Here is a 16,931-nt window from a genome sequence, read left to right as displayed (position 1 = left end):
GAATTCACCCATGTCCCGTAACGGTTCCGACTACCTGGCCAGCCTGCGCGATGGCCGTGCTGTCTACATCAATGGCCAGCGGATCGACAATCATGTCGATCACCCAGCCTTTCACAACGCCGTACGCACCGTGGCCGGCATGTACGACTACCAGGCGCAGAATGAGGAACAGATGACCTTTCGCTCGCCCGGCAACGGTAAGCAGGTCAATTTGGCCTGGCAGTTGCCCCGCAGCAAGGAGGATCTGCTGCGTCGCGGCGAGGCACATCTGGCCTGGGCACGCTTGACCGGCGGCTGGGTAGGTCGTTCTCCCGACCATGTGCCAGCAGCCCTGGTGGGCATGATGATCGGCATTGAACTGCTGGAGAACTACGACCCGGCGCGGGCCAAGGCCTTGCGTGACTACTACGCCTATGCACGGGACAAGGACCTGGCGATGACTTACACCATCGTCAACCCTCAGGGTGACCGTTCGCGTAATGTCGGCGATCAAGGCACCAAGTACCATTCCCTTGGGGTGGTCGATGAAGATGCCGAAGGCATCACCGTGCGTGGCGCGAAGATGCTCGGCACCTCGGCGGTATTAGCCGAGGAGTGCTTTGTCGGTGTGCAGAATCCGCTGCGCCCCGAGGACGATATGTATGCCCTGTCGTTCGCTGTACCGCTGGCCCAAAAAGGCGTGAAAATTCTTTCTCGACGCTCATACGAGCAATCGGCCACCTCGTCTTTCGATTATCCGCTGGCCACCCGCTTTGATGAAAACGATGCGCTAATTTACTTCGATGATGTGAAAATCCCTTGGGATCGGGTGTTTATCTACCGTCGCCCGGAACTGTGTGGGCCGTTGTTCCACCAGACTGCCGCCGAACAGATGATGAACCTGCAAAGTCAGGCGCGTTTCACTGTCAAGTTGCAGTTCCTTCTGGGCGTGGCTCGGCGCCTGACAGAAACTACCGGGACTGTGAACTTCCCTGCGGTGCAAGACACCCTCGGCCGCCTGGCTGGTCAGGCGATGGCGGTGGAGGGTAATTTCCGCTCGCTGATGCACGACCCGGTGCAGCGCGGTGAATTCTTCGTACCCAAAGCCTCGCGGGTGTATTCGGCCACCTCCATGGGGCAGGAGTTGTACCCGCAGTTCATCAACGACATCCGTGGCCTGGCTGGCGGCGGGGTGATCATGTTGCCGTCGTCGGTGGAAGACTTTGCCAACCCGGAAATACTCGAGATGATCGACGCTACCCAGCGTTCAGCCGCCACCGATCCCATGGGCCGGGTCAAGTTGATGAAGCTGGCCTGGGACGCCTTGGGTTCCGAGTTCGGTTCGCGGCATACCCAATACGAGATGTTCTATTCCGGCCCGCCGTTTGTGCAGCACATGCGCTGTTTCGGCAACTACGACTGGAATGCCAGCACCGCAATGGTCGACGGTATCCTCGCAGACGTTTCTGTCGAGGCATCCCTGGGAGCTTTGAAGTGAGCATTGGCGCCAGTACCTCTTGGGTGCCACGACCGGAGGTTGGTGCCCACCATGGCCCCAGCGACTATCTCAGTGCGGAATTCGCCCGGGAACATTTTCGCCAGGCCATGCGTGGCCTGGCGGGTGCGGTAAACATCGTCACGACCACTCACGCTGGTGACCGCTTTGGCTTGACTGCCACCGCGGTGTGCTCTGTGTCAGCCGATCCGCCGCGAATTCTTGCTTGCGTCAATGTTGGTGGCCGGACCTTCCGCGCCTTGATGGACAGCCGGCGCATGGCGATCAATGTTCTGGCCCTGGATCAGCAGTACATTGCCGACGCCTTCGCCAAGTTTGGCGAAGGCCGTCAGGACCCCTTCAGCGTAGGCGGCGAATGGCTGGCAGAGGGGACTGGAGCCCCGGTGCTGCAAGGTGCGCTGGCATCGTTCGACTGCGTGGTGGCGGAGCTCTTCGTGACGCCAAGCCACGCCATTATCATCGGCGAGATTCGTGATTTGAAAGTGGCGCAAGAACGTCCGCCGCTCATGTACTATGATGGCACTTATGGAACTTTGGAGGCCTTGTAAAGATTTGAACTTAGAGTTTTAATGCTTCAGCCTTTGGTTAGGGTTTTGCCGTTTAGACGGTTTTGGCAGGCGTTAATAGCGCCTGCTTTTTTATGCCAATTATATCCGGCGCCGATTAAGTTATCTTTTTCGTCGTTTAATTCATTGTTTATTTTCAAGGCCTCTCTCCATACTCGGTGATGAAGAGTGCAAAGCTCTTCGGCGTCCCGTTATATATTCATGCCCTGTTTTCCTGGTGTGGAAATAACAATAAGCGGGCGTCTCGTTCTAATAATTAATTACCTGCCCTCATATGGTCCGGGAGATAAAAATGAGCGTACCGAAAAGCAAGGTTAGTTATGTTGGGTCGTCGATAGTTTCTTTACTGGCTACCACTGCAGGGTGTTGGGGAAGTCAAGCCCAGGCCTATGAACTGTATTCTCAGGGTGATGACACACTGAATGCGGAGGTGACCACTTACCTGGGGGCGTTCAAAAGCCAGAAAAGTTACAATCAGATGGGCAACCGTGAGGCGGGCAGTGTCAGTTGGCAAGAAGCTGCCACTAAGTACGGTCTCAAGGGTACATATGGCCTGGGAACCAACGGGTTGCTTTACGGTAGCTTGAAAGGTATCACTACCGGCACTTGGGGTGACGGCGATCCAGCCGGTTGGAGTGTTGGCGGTGAGCGCCGCACCAATTTTGAGGAAGCTTATCTGGGCTGGAAGTCTGGGGAGTTGATTCCAGCCTTCGGCAAGAACGGTATCGATGTTTCTGTAGGTCGCCAGGGCCTTGTGATCGGTGATGGTTTCATCATCAAAAACGACGGTTTCAACATGGGGGCCGGCGGCGGCAACAGTTTCGACCGGGGCGGAGCCTACTACTTGGGCTTACGTCAGTCTTATGGTCAAACCGCGATCATGCGCCTGGGCGGCACTGAAGGCTGGCGCTCGGATCTGGCCTGGCTAAAGTCAGCCAACCCGATCCAGGCCGAGACCTCCTTGGCCTTGTTCAACCTGGAGCATGTCAGCCCCGAAAGTACCTTCGCCTTGCTCTATGTGCATGGCCTGGACGTCAACGATCGTCTGGCTTCAGCCAGCCAGTTGCAGCGTAAAGATCTGGATCAATACAGCTTCAGGGTCAAGACCAATGCGGGTAACCCTAATGTCTTCCTGTCCTCCGAACTGACCTTCCAGGACAAGAAGCAGGACGCCCAGGCCGGTTATGGCGAGGCTGGCTACACCTTTGCCGATCTGCCTTGGTCGCCGACTATCAGCTATCGCTATGCCCGTTACTCGGAACACTACGACGCGCTGTTCAGTGGCTTCTATCGCGGCTACGGCACGTGGGTTCAGGGTGAGGTGGCGGGTAATTACGCCGGCGCTTTCAACTCCAATGCGGCGATCCAGAATGTCGGGCTCAAGCTCAAGCCGGCGGAGACTCTGAAGCTGGGGGCGCAATTCTTCGATCTGAAGACGGTGAATACCCGCAACTATGACTTCAGCGGTCGCGAACTGGACCTGTTCGCTGAGTGGACGCCTACACCGACCTACTACATCAGCCCGATGCTGGGTTTCTACAAACCGGATAAAAGCGTCGGGGAGGGAGGCTCCCAGCTTGGTGGTGATGGGCTCAATACCTACCTGCAGTTGATGGTCGGTATCTATTTCTAACCAGGGATTATGGCGCGCAGCCAGTGTCGGGCACCCTGTTCGGCCTGGTTGTGGGCTTGCGAGAGGGATGTCATGAGTATCAAATTAAAATTGACCTGGGCCTTTGCGTTGATCGCCTGTGTGCCGGTGCTGTTGTTTGCAGGGTGGGTGATCGACGGTTTACGTAACGCTGCCCGCGAGGATTTTATTGAGGGCAGTTCCCGGGAGATCCGTCAGATCGACAACACCGTGCAGGTGTTTTTCGACTCGATTGAACAGAATGTCCGATTTCTGGCTGATCACCCGCTACTCAAAGGTCTGGACGGCAACATCAAGCAATACACAGGTGGCACACCTAATCGCGCTGTCGCTGCAGCTTCGGAGCAGGCCATCAGTGCTCTGTTCGATGACTTTCGTCGCAGCCATCCTCCCTATGCCTATCTTTATCTGGGGACCGTTGAAGGCGGCTCACTCTTCAGTCCGGCAGATCCAGAGCTTGTGAGCTATGACCCGCGTTCAAGGCCCTGGTACGAGAAGGCTATGAAGCAACCTGGTGAAGCCATTCGTACAGGTACCTACTATTGGGCCAAGGACAAGGTTTCATTACTGGGCACAGGGAGCACCTTCAGTAACACCGCCGGTGTTTTAGCGGGGGTGATCAACGTAGATGTGTCGTTGGCACAACTTACCGATGCGGTGAAGAAGATAAAGCTGGGGGAGGGCGGATACCTACTCATGGTGGAAGGTAACGGAAATGTTCTAGTGGACCCACGGCACCCAGAATACACCCTCAAACCCTTGAAGGGACTGGGGCTTGGCTATGCCCAACTGGCCGACGGCAAGCGCGGCTTCAGTGAGGTTGAAATTGACGGGCAGCGCTACATGGCCAATGTCTGGCCCTCAGAGAAGCTGGGCTGGGTATTCATCGGCCTGACTCCCTACGATGAGGTCATGACCGAGGCCACGCGGATGGCTTGGTCTGTGGTCCTGGGTGCATTGTTTCTGGCCCTGTCTTTTGCCGTTATCGGTTCGCTGTTCGCAAGGTTGATCGTGCGCCCGATTCAGCAGGTATCTGGCGGTCTGACTGAGATCGCCCAGGGCGGCGGCAGCCTAGGTCAGCAACTGGAGGTGCGGGGGCAGGACGAGGCGGCGCAACTGGCGAAGGGATTCAACCAATTTGTCGGTGCCATTCGTGAGCTGATCCAGAGTATTGCCACTACCTCTACCCGCGTATTGGCGCATGCAAACACCTCCACGGTGGGCGCCGCCGACATGGCGGCGATTGCCGGACGCCAGCGGGAAAATGTCGATTTGGTCTCCACCGCTTTTAACGAGATGGTGGCCACCGCCCATGAAGTCGCGCGATCTTGCAGCCGGGCGGCTATCTCCGCCGATCGTGGGCAGCATCAGGCGCAGTTGGGGCAGGCGGAAATCGAGGCCGCGGTGCAGGAGGTCGATCAACTGAGCTCGGAGTTGGGCAAGGCCACTGATGCAATGCGCCAACTCGAGCAGGACAGTCATGATATTCAGTCAATTCTTGGCACCATCCGGTCGATTGCCGAGCAGACTAACCTGTTGGCCCTGAACGCTGCCATCGAAGCAGCTCGCGCCGGTGAACAGGGGCGGGGGTTCGCTGTGGTTGCAGACGAAGTCAGGGCGCTGGCCAAGCGTACTGCAGATTCTACTGAAGAAATAAACGGCATGCTCCTGGGATTGGCAGATCGTACTGGGCAGACATCCGGGCAGATGTACGCCAGCTTTGAAGTTTCCCGCAGCTCAGTGCAGCGGATTAACGCGGTGCGGGACAACTTCAGCGTGATTCGCGAGTCTGTGGAGAGCATTCGCGACATGACCACGCAGATTGCGGCAGCAGCGGAAGAGCAGCATCGGGCCGCGGAGGGCATCAATCAGAATATAAGTATGATTCATGGTGACGGTCTGCATCTGGCGCAATTGACCGATACGGCCAGTAGCAGGTCCGAAGAACTGGCGCAATTGTCTGATGAGTTGAATGTGTTGGTCAGGCGTTTCAATCTTGACTAAAGAGTTTGTTCGAGGCTCAGGCGAAATTTTAGAAGATTCAGCTTGAGCGTCAATGCGTTAATCACCGTTTAACGCTGTCCGCTCATTATGTTAGGGCAGTTATGTTGTCTAACTAAGGGAAGTGGTGTCATGCAAATTATTAATGGTGCAGCAAGGCCGCGTTCTTGGCTCAGAGCTATTTCTGGTCTGTTGGTGTTGTGTTTTCAGCTTTCAGCGCATGCAGGTGTGTCAATAGAGCATAAAAACCTTGATCAGCTATATCAGGAAGCCAAGGCTGAAGGCGGAGCTTTGGTGGTGTACGCGGGAGGCGATACCCCGGGGCAGCAGGACGGTATCAAGAAGGCTTTCGAGGAACGTTTCCCTGGTGTTATTCTTGATGTAGTCGTCGACTACAGCAAGTTCCACGATGCTCGTATAGATAATCAGTTAGCGACTAAAATGTTGACACCTGATGTGGTTCAATTGCAGACACTGCAAAATTATCCTAGATGGAAGTCCGAAGGTGTCTTGCTCAGCTACAAACCGCTTGGCTGGGACAAAGTCTATCCATCTTTTCGTGATAAAGATGGCGCATGGACCGGAGTTTTTGTAGATGCATTCAGCAATGTGGTGAACACCCAACAAATACCTCAGGCTGCGTGGCCCCGTGAAGCCAAGGACTACCTGCGCCCGGATCTCAAGGGCAAGATTGTAGTGACGTATCCCACCGACGATGATGCTGTTCTTTTTTGGTTCAAACTTATGGTGGACAAGTTTGGCTGGTCGTATGTTGAGCGTTTCAGGGATCAACAACCACGTTACGTGCGAGGTACCCAAGCGCCGGCGGATGATGTTGAAAGTGGACTATCCAGCGCCACGTTCTCGACGGATGGTGCTTTGAACCCAGATCCGGCAGCTCACTCTCGCTTTGTACTGCCCAAACAGGACCCGTTTGTCTCATGGGCCCAACGCGCTGCAATCCTAAAGGACGCCAAACATCCGGCGGCGGCGAAGCTTTACCTGAGCTGGCTGCTCGATAAAAAAACCCAGAGTGAAGTTTGGTACATGTGGTCGGTACGTACGGATGTCACCCCTCCAAAAGGTTACAAGCAAATATGGGATTACCCCAACACGGACCCTACAGCTTTCGAGCATTTCATGGCAGACCGTGCAGCAGTTGAACGCTTCCGTGCCCAGATAGGGCTCTACCTTGGCGAAGTCAAAGGCGAGCCGTCGCCGGGGTTACCTGGACTTCACCCAACTACAGCGTTACCCCACTAAATCAAAGGAGGGGGCGCGGTTGTTCGCGGCCTCCTCCCGCTCGAAGTAGACAATTCGGTAGGCAAATCTTTGTTGGCGATCAGCATGGTTTTGTCTTGAACGTATATGGTCAAGGCATCGTTTGGTTTGGGTGGCTCCGATGCATTGGAAAAACACGACGAAAACGTTGCAGGCAAAGTACAGGCCTGTCTGCAATGACGTCAGGCGGATGCCTTTCATCAGGATTGAGGGTACCGCGGCGAACTAGGCAAACCTCAGCCGCCTGGCCAATGTCCAAATCGATGGTCGCCAGCTGGTCGCGAGGGAATTCGTTGCCATTGCCCACCAGCTGCTGGTGGCCGGCAACGAAACGACGACCAGTGCTATCGCCACCGCCATCTTTGAGCGTCTCTAGGGTTTGATGGCGTTTTTAAGCATCGTTGCCACCCAGGAAGAACAAAACCGCAGATTACAGGTTCGACATCGATAGCTCCGGGGCGCGCTGCAGACAAGTGTTCGTTCGGAAAGTTAGCCGCTGGTCGAAAAGCAATACACCATCCAGGGTGTGGCCTGAAGTGTGGGTTACGAGGTTTTTCCAAACCTAAGAAACGACAAAGCCCTGAATAATCAGGGCTTTGTCGTATAAAGATGGCGGAGACGATGACATCTCTTACTGTGTCTCAAGTCCCTCCAAATCATCCTGGCCTATCAAGATATCAATGAGCTTGTCGCCCAACAGGTTCCAAGCTTTTTTCTCTCAGCGGCATAATCATGGTGTAAGTAGTGACGGCGGACCCGCGAACCTGCCAGCACGTGGTTCTGGCACCGGTCTATCACATCAAGGCTTACCCCCGAGGCTTGCATCATGATTGCACCGGTTCGTATCAAGTCATGAGGTGTTCACTCCCCATTCAAACCACCAAACAGCACCAGGGTGTCATCATGTCGGCGACGTGCTAGCGGCTTGCGATTTTTGAAACGTGATTGGCGGTCCCCAACCTGTTTGCTGACGACCTTGAGATCGAAGGTTTTGAGTTTTCAATTTCCACTTTAAATCCGTTAAAGTGCCGCCTCCGGATTACGCCCAAACACCCGGCTGTATTCAGCCTTTGCGGTCTGTTCGGTAAACTCCCCCGACCATTTTGAGACCACCACCGTCGCCACGCTATTGCCGATGGTGTTGCAGGTGGCGATGGCCATGGACATGAAGCGATACACCCCGAACAGCAATGCAAGTCCTTCCACTGGCAGCACGCCGATTGCCGTTACCGTGGCGGCGAACACCACAAAGCTGCCGCCGGAAACTGCTGCTGCACCTTTTGAAGTCACCAGCATGATGGCGATAGTGCCCAACTGTTGTTCCCAGCTCATCGGTACGCCGTAGGCATTGGCGATAAACAGCACGCATAGCGACATATAGATGGAAGTGCCATCGAGGTTGAAGGCATAACCGGTAGGCAAGACCAAACCGACGCTCTGTTTGGAGCAACCGAATTTTTCCAGTTTCTGCAGCAGGCGTGGCAGAGCGCTTTCCGAGGACGCCGTTCCCAAGACAATGAAAATCTCATCCTTGATGTACTTGAGGAATCGCCACAGGCTGAAGCCTGAAATACGGCAGACGGCACCCAGCACCACGAAAATGAAGAACGCGACACAGACGTAGAACATCAGCACCAGGTTGGCCAGCGACATCAGCACCGCGCTGCCATTACTGCCGACGGCGTAGGCTACCGAGCCGAAGGCGCCGAACGGAGCGAACTTCATAATCAGGTTGATGAACTCGAAAAAGCATTCGGAGACGCGGCTCAAGCCGTCCTCAATCACGCTGCGACGCTCGGGCTTGAGGGCCAGCAGGGCGAAGCCGAACAGTACTGAGATCACCAGCACCTGCAGTAGTTGTCCGCCAGCGAAGGCACCGACGAAGTTGTCCGGGAAAATTCCGTAGATGAAGTCCATCGTCGAGGCCGGGGCGTGGCCCTTGGCGACCGCTGCGCTGGCGGCGGCTGCCGTCGCGCTGCTCGGATGAGCGTCGTGCATGCCCGACCCGATGTCCAGTAGATTACCCCACAGCAGACCGATGGCCAGAGCAATGGTGGAGACAATTTCAAAGTAAATCAGTGCACGCAAGCCGACCTTGCCGACTCGCTTGATATCGCCAGCCGATGCGATGCCATGAACGACGGTGAAGAATACCAAGGGCGCCACTGCTGTCTTGATCAGCTTGAGAAAGATATCGCCGAGAATCTTGAACTTGGCAGCCAGTTCCGGGGCAAGGAAGCCGAAGGCAATACCCAGCACCATGGCAGCGATGACCTGGAGGGTCAGATCTTTGTAGAACGGCTTTTTGTTGATAGTGGTCATGTCTGCGATCTCGTTGTTTTTATTGGCGAGCAAAATGCAGAAGGGGCCCGACCATGTACGAGCCCCGTGAGATTAACGCTTGACGGAGCCTTCGCGAGACAGAGCGATATCAACCATTAGGGGGGCAAGACCCAAATAGTTAGACGGGTCGGTCAGGCGCTTGAGTTCCTCGATATCCAGTTGCGCGGTGGCTTCGCCCTGAGCGAGCAAGGCATCAAGCAGGCTGGTGCCTTCATCGTTCGCCATGCGGCAGGCGGCATACACCACGTCATGCGCTACCTGACGGCCCAAGGCTGGAGCCAAGCCCATCATCACCGCCTCAGCCACGATCAGGCCTTGGGTCATGTCGAGATTCTTGCGCATGCGTTCAGTGCGCACTTCCAGGCCAGCGAGCATGAATTTCGCCTGACCGAGAGAGGCCGCGCTTAACGCGAAGGCTTCAGGAATGGCGATCCACTCGGCCTGCCAAGGGCCGGTAGAGCGCTCGAAGTCCTGAATCATTGCGTCGAGCATCAGACCGGCGTGCTGACGGACGCCTTTGGCGGCGGCGTACATCAATTCACAGGAAATCGGATTGCGCTTTTGCGGCATGGTGCTGCTGGCGCCACGACCTTTGACGAAGGGTTCGTAAACTTCACCCAGCTCGCTGGTCATCATCATCATGACGTCCAGAGCGACTTTGCCCAAGGAACCGGTGACCAGTCCGAGGAAGTTCAGGGTTTCGGCCAGGCCGTCCCGGGCAACGTGCCAAGTGGCTTGCGGCACGCCCAGACCCAGTTCCGCCATCAAGGCTTCCTGGACTTCCAGGCCTTTGTCACCCAGTGATGCCAGGGTGCCCGCCGCGCCGGCGAACTGACCGATCTCTACCCGAGGACGCAGTTCCACCAGGCGCTCGGCGTGACGGTCGAACATGCTCAGCCACACCGCGCATTTGTAGCCGAAGGTGATCGGCAAGGCGTGTTGCAGGTGCGTACGGCCAGCCATCGGGGTATCGCGGTAGCGTTTGGCCAGATCGGCCAGCAGGCCGCGTACGGCCTGGATGTCGCGCTCGACCAATGCCAGCGCTGCGCGTATTTGCAGCACAACAGCAGTGTCCATGATGTCCTGGGTGGTGGCCCCCCAGTGAACGTAGCGTCCGGCTTCGCCACAGATTTTCGACAGTTGTTCAACCAACGGCAGGATCGGGTAACCGACGATTTCGGTCTCGTGCTGCATCAGCGCCAAATCGAGGGAGGCATACGTTGCGAGTTCGGCGATTTGCTCGGCGGCCTGGCTCGGGATTACACCACAGCGCGCCTCGGCGCGGGCCAGGGCCACTTCCACTTCGATGTAGCGTTCGATCAGGGCTTTATCGGAAAACACACCGCGCATCTCGGCGGTGCCGAACATGTCGCGAAAGAGGGCGGAGTCGAAGACAGTGCTGGACATGAGGTAATCCTGATATGTTTGTTATTGATCGGACATATTTAATATGTCCGTACATAATTCTTACGTGCTCACTGATACACTGTCAACTCGGTAAACGCTCGGGACTGATGAAAGGTATGAACCAGACGCGCTATGCGGTCGTTGCAAAGGACTTGATGGAGGGGATTTCCAGCGGGCGATACCCGGTCGGGACGTTGCTGCCGACGGAATTCGAGCTGTGCGAGCTGTATGACGTGAGCCGACATACGGTGCGTGCCGCCATCACTCAATTGCAGAACCAAGGGCTGGTGTCACGGCGCAAAAGGGTGGGCACCCGAGTCGAGTCTGCCTCGCCCAAGGGCGGCTACTCCCAGTCACTCGCCTCGGTATCTGACCTGGTTCATCTCGCCGAAACCCAAGTGCGCAGTATTCAGAGCGTGCAGCACTTTGTGGCCGACATCGCGCTGGCCAAACGATTGGGGCTAGAACCCGGCGAGCACTATTTTTGTGTGTCGAGCATCCGGGTCGACCAAGAGAACCCGCGTGCGCCATTGTGCTGGACTGACGTGTATGCCCAGGACATTTACTCTGAAGTCATCGAGCTGGCCGAGCAGCATCCTGATGAGTTGATTGCCGCCTTGATTGAGCAACACTTTGGTCGTCACATCGATGTGGTGGACCAACAAGTCCGTGCGGTCTTGCTGTCACCCGAGATTTCGAAAAGCCTCAATGCTGAAGCAGGCTCACCGGGCCTGAACATTCTTCGCCAGTACCGTGATGAGGAGGGGGCTGTGATGGTGGTGTCGGAAACCACCCACCCTCAAGACAGGTTTACGTTGGTCACTCAGATGCGCAGAGAAAAGAATTTGACCCCTTAGGAGTGACTGCTATGGGTTGATTCTGTTGAAAAAGTCGATCCGCCCAAACGGCCTGGTCCTTGACTGGTTAAACCGCCTTTTTTGCACGCTGCTACGTGAAATCTGAGTCCAGTAGTCTCTGCCGAAAGTAAAGATTTCAATCTCAGACGCATACTTTTCTGCTGCGGAAACCATGGCCGACTTTTTCAACAGAATCAACCCATAGCAGACACTCGCCATAGGCTGCTGTTGGGCAAAAGCGGACTTTTTTATGAGTTTGAGAAATTAGGAGCAATTGATCTGAACGGGTCGCTGGGTGCGCCGAGAAGCTTCGCGGGCATTACAGCCAGAGTTTGTTGGCGCTGAGGCGATTTTGACCCAGGTTACTGATTTTAGCTGCCCCATGTGCAGCCTCTTAAATCCCACGCAGGGCCATCGATTGCTGAGTATTCGTATGGGTGAATGATTTCCGGCGGATTGGGTCAAAATCGCCTCAGCGCCAACAAAATTGCCAAACATGCTGAAATCACCCAGAGCACAGGAGTGGCGATTTACTTCGCTGACCCTCACAGCCCCTTGGCAGCGGGGCTCGAACGAGAATATCAACGGTTTGATCCGCCAGTTCCTGCCCAAGAGCACGGACTTGTCGGTACATAGCCAAGAGAAACTGGATGAAATTGCTTACTTGCTGAACAACCGCCCACGTAAACGGTTCGACTGGAAATGCCCAATTGAAGTAATTACGCAGGTGGTGGGTTTGCAACATGATGCCCCCGCTTCAATTCAATAGAGGTGTTGCACTCAGCTTCTACAACCGCCGTGTTTTTCGTGATGGATCGTGATCATTCTGAAGTGGTGGAAAGTATTTGTGGGTATGTTATGCAAGAATACTATATTGTTTGGCTCGCCACCCGACCAAGATTGAGAGCATCATGCATAGCATTTCAATAAAAATAAGACTGACCCTTCTGGCTGTGATTTCCCTGATCGGCATCGGTGTGACGGGAGGCGTTGGTAGCCTGGGTGTCGGACACCTCGCCGCCGCACTCGACGATATCCAGCAACGCAGCATGCCTGCGGTGATACTGGTGACTGAGTTGCGAATGGCGCAGCTGAAATCCGTGCTCATTTCGCGCGAAGGAGGAACTTGGAGTCTTGAGCCATACGAGGCCATGTCTAATAAAGATGATGCGGTTGCGGAAGCGAATAGTCTGTTTACTTCCATCCTGGAGCGTCGAGACAAGGCCGACCAAATTGCTGATCAGGCGTATGTCGCTTACGACGCATTACCAAAATCAGACGCCGAAACGCTGCAATGGCAGAAGGTCAAGGCCGAGGTTGTTGCATTTCATGAGGTTTATGACGAATTGCATGTAGTTACCAAGGAGCTGAGCACTGCCCCTAATTGGAATGTGGTACGCAACGGTGTGCAGCGTTTTCAGGACCTTCAATTCTCGCTGGGTAACTTTCTCGAACGGCTTGAGGTCGAAATCGAAGCGTTGAGGAGTATCGCTGGCGCGCACGCTGCGCAGGTGGCTATTGACGCTGAAGTTACCCGGCGGAGTGCTTTCAGTTACTTGGCTGCGATTAGCGGTTTGACGGCCCTGGTGCTGTCGCTTCTGACCTTTCTCATTGTGCGTAGCGTCACGTCCTCCTTGACGAGCTTGCGTCGCGTGATCGTGTCCGTGGCACAGACTAACGACTTTCGAGAGCGCGTCAAGGTGTTAGGGCGAGATGAGCTTGGGCAAACCGCACTCGCTTTCAATGGCTTGCTCGAGGGTGTGCAAGAGGCATTATTGCGCGTGCTTGAAAGCGCAACGGCAATCGCCAAGGCTGCGGACGAAACGTACTCGGCGTCCACTCAGGTCTCTGTCGCATCGGCTCGGCAAAGTGAGGCTGCGACAGCGATGGGAGCGGCCATTGGCGAAGTGACGGCGAGCATTAGTAGCGTGTCGGCGAACGCTCAGGCTGTCCTGGGGCGCTCGGAACTGGCTTGTACCATAGCAGTACAAGGCGCCCAGGCCATGACATTGGTTGCCAATGAGATGGACCAGGTCAATCTGGCTGTCACCCAGGCTAGCGTTTCTATTGATGACGTGAATGGCCAATCTGCGCAAATCACCAAGGTCACATATGTCATTAGGGACGTTGCAGAGCAGACCAATTTATTGGCGCTCAATGCGGCGATCGAGGCTGCGCGCGCCGGCGAGCAGGGGCGAGGTTTTGCGGTTGTCGCCGATGAAGTTCGGCAGTTGGCCGAACGTACCGCTCAATCGACTGTAGAGATTCGGCAAATGGTTGGAACGATGCAGGCGGCAGTGAACGGGTCGGCATCGGAGATGAGCTTTATCGTCGATAAGGTCCAGTCCGGAAAACATCTTTCCGCCACGGCCGCCGAGCATATCCTCGTTGTAGAGCAGTATTCCCAGCAAGTTAGCGAGGGAATCACGGGTATCACATCGGCCTTGCTCGAACAAAGTGTGGTTGTTCGCGGAATTGCCCAGGATGTCCAGTTAGTGGCGCAAATGAGTCAGGAGAACAGTCGAATCGCCATGGAGACTACGCGTGTTTCGCAAACGCTTCAGGCCTCTGCAGTGGCTTTGCACGACGCGGTCACGCGGTTCAAAGTCTGACTGATAGAACCTTGACAATCGAGAATTTTATTGTTGTGAAGTCGACTCCTTGTTTGCCACCCCTGACATACAAACTATTCCGGTGTTGGCGCTGATTGAAAACTGACCCAGGGCGGACTGCTGATTTTTGTCCCAACAATGGTGGATAAGCTTAGCAGCAGTGTCCCGGTCGAACGGTCATCAAGCCCCACCGCATAACGGCATGCGGCAGGGTATTTTTGGTGCAGATCAAAACGCTTCATCGTCCTCGATATCATCTTCGTCCTTGCGCTTTCGTTCGCGTGATTTGATCTTTGTCTGGGCGGCCAGCGTGCTGTGTTGCGGCCGGTAGGACTCGTTGCCCGTTTTGACGATGTGGCAATGTTGTGTCAACCGATCCAGCAACGCTGTGGTCATCTTGGCGTCGCCAAACACACTCGACCATTCCGAGATTGGTAGTGATCACAATGCTGGTGTGCTCGTAGAGCTTAGACAGCAGGGGAAATAACAGTGTGCCGCCGCTCTGGCTGAAGGGCAAATACCGCAGTTCATCGAGTATCACCAAGTCAGTCCGAAGCAGCCGTTGAGCGATTCGGCCACTCTTGCCGTCGTACTTTTCACGCTCCCGCAGATTGACCAGATTCACTGTGGGGAACACGCGCGCTTGTTATGCGCCGTGATTCCGGACACGTCCAGTGCACTGGCCAAATTTGTTTTGACGGATCCTGGCCCACTGATGAACACGACATTCTGCGCGGTCTCTGTGAACTCCAAGCTGGCCAGATCTTTGACCAGTCGGGCATCTGCGCTGGAAGCGCTGAAGTCAAAGCCTGCCAAGTCACGATGCATGGGCAGTTTGGCCATGTTCATCTGATGGTTAACCGACCGTACGGCGCGATCTGCATGTTCCTGTTGAAGCAGATGTTCGAGCAGCCACTTCGGCGACGCTATCGAGGCTTCTCCTTGAGAAGCCAGTTCTTCCCAAGCGCTGACCATGCCATGCAGACGCAGCTCTTTGAGTTCCGCGATTAGGTCACGCATTGCGATTCTCCTCATCGGTTGTACGGAGCCGGTCGTAGCGCGCCGTATTGGCGACAGGCGCTACCTTGAGTTGCAGTTTGGTGAGAAGCCGCAATGGCTTCGGCAGATCGGCAAACGGCGCGCCATTGCGTAGCGCTCCAGGCTTGCGTTCGATGAGAGGGATGTAATGCCGCCAGTCAAAACTGATCTGATCTCGATCATAGAGATGGTCGTGGCTGGCGATCATCGTTTCATCGGCGATGACCATGATCCGAGTAGGATACAGACGGCTGCTGACCCTCTGGCCGACCCGCTCACAAGGCGCCGAATAGCGATTTCGTGCCACGCTGATCAGGCAGGTGCTGCAAACCCGTACGGTGCGCTCGACATAGCTATCAAAGACCGTTGGTATCGGCATCATTTCGACCCGCTCTAGCTCAAGGACCTCTGCCGCCGTCAGCCCGTTGTACTACGTGTACGACCGCGCTTGTCGAGCCAGGCATTCAGTTCTTCGAAGGTGTGAAACATGCAGTCTTGAGCGTCGAGCCAGATGCGTCGTCTGCTGTCTTGTACGTTCTTTTCTACGATGCCTTCCCAACCCGAGGCGACGTTGCAAAAGTCCGGATCAAACAGGTAGTGCACACACATCACGAAAAACCGAGCATTGACCGTGCGGCCCTTGCCCTTGTCGACAGTCGTTTCCATGTTGTCGTAGATGCCGCGACGCGGCACCCCACCTAACGCACCAAACGAGCGTGTATGGGCATCGAACAGCATCTCGTGGCCTTGGCTGGGTACGCAACCAACCAGAGCGCGCGACTGGCGCACAGCTTCATATGGGAGACCTGGATGCGTCGAAACAGGCCGCCGATCAGCAGACCTTCTTCGCTCCAGTCAAATTGAAAAGCCTCACCGAGTGCAAACGTCAGCGGTACAAAGGCACGTAAAGATTTGCCTTGTTCTCCGCGCCACGAGCGGATGAAGGCGGTGAGCTGGCTGTAGCCGCCGTCGTAACCCTGGGCTTTGATCTGCTCGAAGAGTGTTTTGGTGCTCCTGCGGTTGTGCTTTGCCCGAAACGAATCGGCCTTCAGCACCTGCTCCAGCGTCTCGTGAAATGGACTGAGTTTGTTGAAGGTAACGCACCGCTGGTACGCCGCCTGAGTGGCTTCGGGTGCTCTGACCCATTTTCGGATGGTGTTTCTCGACAGCCCGGTACGCTTGGCTATCTGGTGCAGCGACAGCTTGTCGCGAAAGTACATCCTCCGAATTTTCCCCAACATCTCCATGCTGATCGCCCTGTGTTCTCCTGCTCGGAAAGTGAGCAGAAGTAGTTGAACACCTGGGTCAGGTACTTGAGCAGCAACGGATCTGTTTCTGGCCCCTTGCTGCTAATCGCGACAGGCTACTATCGCTAGACACATCCGGCCATCAGCGGTGGAGCGTAACGCTGTCGGTCAGCGGTGCGCGGCCCAGGCGTTCGGTGTTTCCTTTGGATGCGTCGTCGTGGTATCCGAAAGAGATGCCAAGCAGCAGTTTGAACTCAGCCGAAACCCCCAACACTTCGCGTACGACATCTGCGAAAAATCCCAGCGAGGTTTGCGGGATGCTGCCGATGCCGCGCGCGGCAAGTGACAGCAACAGCCTCTGCGCATACATGCCGATGCGACCCGCACATTGGTTCCAAATGATGGCATGAACAGGAACGCCACGTTGGGTTCA

The 16,931-nt window shown here is 55.6% G+C and carries 11 protein-coding genes and 5 pseudogenes; 9 read left to right on the top strand and 7 right to left on the bottom strand.

The window, feature by feature from the left end; translation table 11 throughout:
- Positions 1-10 precede the first annotated feature (10 nt).
- Entirely contained in the window at positions 11-1,477 is a 1,467-nt protein-coding gene (locus tag KGB27_RS00660) for a 4-hydroxyphenylacetate 3-hydroxylase family protein (RefSeq protein WP_223552481.1), read from the top strand.
- Entirely contained in the window at positions 1,474-2,043 is a 570-nt protein-coding gene (locus KGB27_RS00655; RefSeq protein ID WP_223552480.1) for a flavin reductase family protein, read from the top strand. The genes KGB27_RS00660 and KGB27_RS00655 overlap by 4 nt, the downstream gene beginning before the upstream one ends.
- Before the next feature lie 26 nt (positions 2,044-2,069).
- Here the strand turns inward: KGB27_RS00655 and KGB27_RS31360 are convergent, their stop codons facing one another.
- Positions 2,070-2,201 (bottom strand): hypothetical protein, encoded by a 132-nt coding sequence (locus KGB27_RS31360; protein ID WP_263290009.1) that lies wholly within the window; start codon positions 2,199-2,201, stop codon positions 2,070-2,072.
- 152 nt (positions 2,202-2,353) lie between these two features.
- Between KGB27_RS31360 and KGB27_RS00650 the strand changes: the two genes are divergently transcribed.
- From KGB27_RS00650 to KGB27_RS00640, 3 genes are all read left to right on the top strand, one after another.
- Positions 2,354-3,694 (top strand): alginate export family protein, encoded by a 1,341-nt coding sequence (locus KGB27_RS00650; RefSeq protein WP_223552479.1) that lies wholly within the window; start codon positions 2,354-2,356, stop codon positions 3,692-3,694.
- Positions 3,695-3,766: 72 nt separating this feature from the next.
- Positions 3,767-5,716 carry a methyl-accepting chemotaxis protein gene (locus KGB27_RS00645; protein WP_223552478.1) on the top strand — a complete coding sequence of 650 codons (1,950 nt, stop codon included), beginning with the start codon at positions 3,767-3,769 and terminating at the stop codon, positions 5,714-5,716.
- A gap of 129 nt (positions 5,717-5,845) precedes the next feature.
- Positions 5,846-6,976, top strand: a complete 1,131-nt coding sequence (locus KGB27_RS00640) for an ABC transporter substrate-binding protein (protein WP_223552477.1) — start codon at positions 5,846-5,848, stop codon at positions 6,974-6,976.
- Between the two features lie 649 nt (positions 6,977-7,625).
- Here the strand turns inward: KGB27_RS00640 and KGB27_RS00635 are convergent.
- The 3 genes and pseudogenes from KGB27_RS00635 to KGB27_RS00625 all read right to left on the bottom strand — a co-directional run.
- Positions 7,626-7,978: pseudogene (locus KGB27_RS00635) on the bottom strand (integrase); the annotation flags it as partial.
- A 36-nt stretch (positions 7,979-8,014) separates the two neighbouring features.
- Positions 8,015-9,316 (bottom strand): cation:dicarboxylate symporter family transporter, encoded by a 1,302-nt coding sequence (locus KGB27_RS00630; protein WP_223552476.1) that lies wholly within the window; start codon positions 9,314-9,316, stop codon positions 8,015-8,017.
- A 72-nt stretch (positions 9,317-9,388) separates the two neighbouring features.
- Positions 9,389-10,744, bottom strand: a complete 1,356-nt coding sequence (locus KGB27_RS00625; RefSeq protein ID WP_223552475.1) for an adenylosuccinate lyase family protein — start codon at positions 10,742-10,744, stop codon at positions 9,389-9,391.
- Between the two features lie 116 nt (positions 10,745-10,860).
- On the opposite strand from KGB27_RS00625, the gene KGB27_RS00620 reads away from it, so the two are divergent.
- The 4 genes and pseudogenes from KGB27_RS00620 to KGB27_RS31480 all read left to right on the top strand — a co-directional run bounded on the left by KGB27_RS00620 (position 10,861) and on the right by KGB27_RS31480 (position 14,213).
- Positions 10,861-11,601, top strand: a complete 741-nt coding sequence (locus KGB27_RS00620) for a GntR family transcriptional regulator (protein WP_223552474.1) — start codon at positions 10,861-10,863, stop codon at positions 11,599-11,601.
- 483 nt (positions 11,602-12,084) lie between these two features.
- Positions 12,085-12,370 (top strand): annotated as a pseudogene (locus KGB27_RS00615) (IS30 family transposase); the annotation flags it as partial.
- 142 nt (positions 12,371-12,512) lie between these two features.
- A pseudogene (locus tag KGB27_RS31485) lies at positions 12,513-13,355 on the top strand (Tar ligand binding domain-containing protein); the annotation flags it as partial.
- A 132-nt stretch (positions 13,356-13,487) separates the two neighbouring features.
- Positions 13,488-14,213, top strand: coding sequence for a methyl-accepting chemotaxis protein (locus KGB27_RS31480; RefSeq protein ID WP_411736690.1), 726 nt, complete (start codon positions 13,488-13,490; stop codon positions 14,211-14,213).
- A gap of 228 nt (positions 14,214-14,441) precedes the next feature.
- Here KGB27_RS31480 and istB read toward each other — a convergent pair.
- From istB to KGB27_RS00595, 3 genes and pseudogenes are all read right to left on the bottom strand, one after another.
- A pseudogene (istB, locus tag KGB27_RS00605) lies at positions 14,442-15,233 on the bottom strand (IS21-like element helper ATPase IstB).
- Positions 15,226-16,498: pseudogene (istA, locus tag KGB27_RS00600) on the bottom strand (IS21 family transposase). The pseudogenes istB and istA overlap by 8 nt, the downstream one beginning before the upstream one ends.
- Before the next feature lie 142 nt (positions 16,499-16,640).
- Entirely contained in the window at positions 16,641-16,850 is a 210-nt protein-coding gene (locus KGB27_RS00595; protein WP_263290008.1) for a hypothetical protein, read from the bottom strand.
- Positions 16,851-16,931 lie beyond the last annotated feature (81 nt).

Origin of the sequence: Pseudomonas sp. BF-R-01, from assembly GCF_019946615.1 — a bacterium.
Lineage (GTDB): Bacteria > Pseudomonadota > Gammaproteobacteria > Pseudomonadales > Pseudomonadaceae > Aquipseudomonas > Aquipseudomonas migulae.
This window is presented reverse-complemented; position numbering and strand designations above follow the sequence as displayed.

Coding starts and splice junctions, on each gene's coding strand:
- KGB27_RS00640 (WP_223552477.1), top strand. CDS start 5,846: ATGCAAATTATTAATGGTGCAGCAAGGCCGCGTTCTTGGCTCAGAGCT.
- KGB27_RS31480 (WP_411736690.1), top strand. CDS start 13,488: ATGGGAGCGGCCATTGGCGAAGTGACGGCGAGCATTAGTAGCGTGTCG.
- KGB27_RS00660 (WP_223552481.1), top strand. CDS start 11: ATGTCCCGTAACGGTTCCGACTACCTGGCCAGCCTGCGCGATGGCCGT.
- KGB27_RS00650 (WP_223552479.1), top strand. CDS start 2,354: ATGAGCGTACCGAAAAGCAAGGTTAGTTATGTTGGGTCGTCGATAGTT.
- KGB27_RS00630 (WP_223552476.1), bottom strand. CDS start 9,316: ATGACCACTATCAACAAAAAGCCGTTCTACAAAGATCTGACCCTCCAG.
- KGB27_RS00645 (WP_223552478.1), top strand. CDS start 3,767: ATGAGTATCAAATTAAAATTGACCTGGGCCTTTGCGTTGATCGCCTGT.
- KGB27_RS00625 (WP_223552475.1), bottom strand. CDS start 10,744: ATGTCCAGCACTGTCTTCGACTCCGCCCTCTTTCGCGACATGTTCGGC.
- KGB27_RS00620 (WP_223552474.1), top strand. CDS start 10,861: ATGAACCAGACGCGCTATGCGGTCGTTGCAAAGGACTTGATGGAGGGG.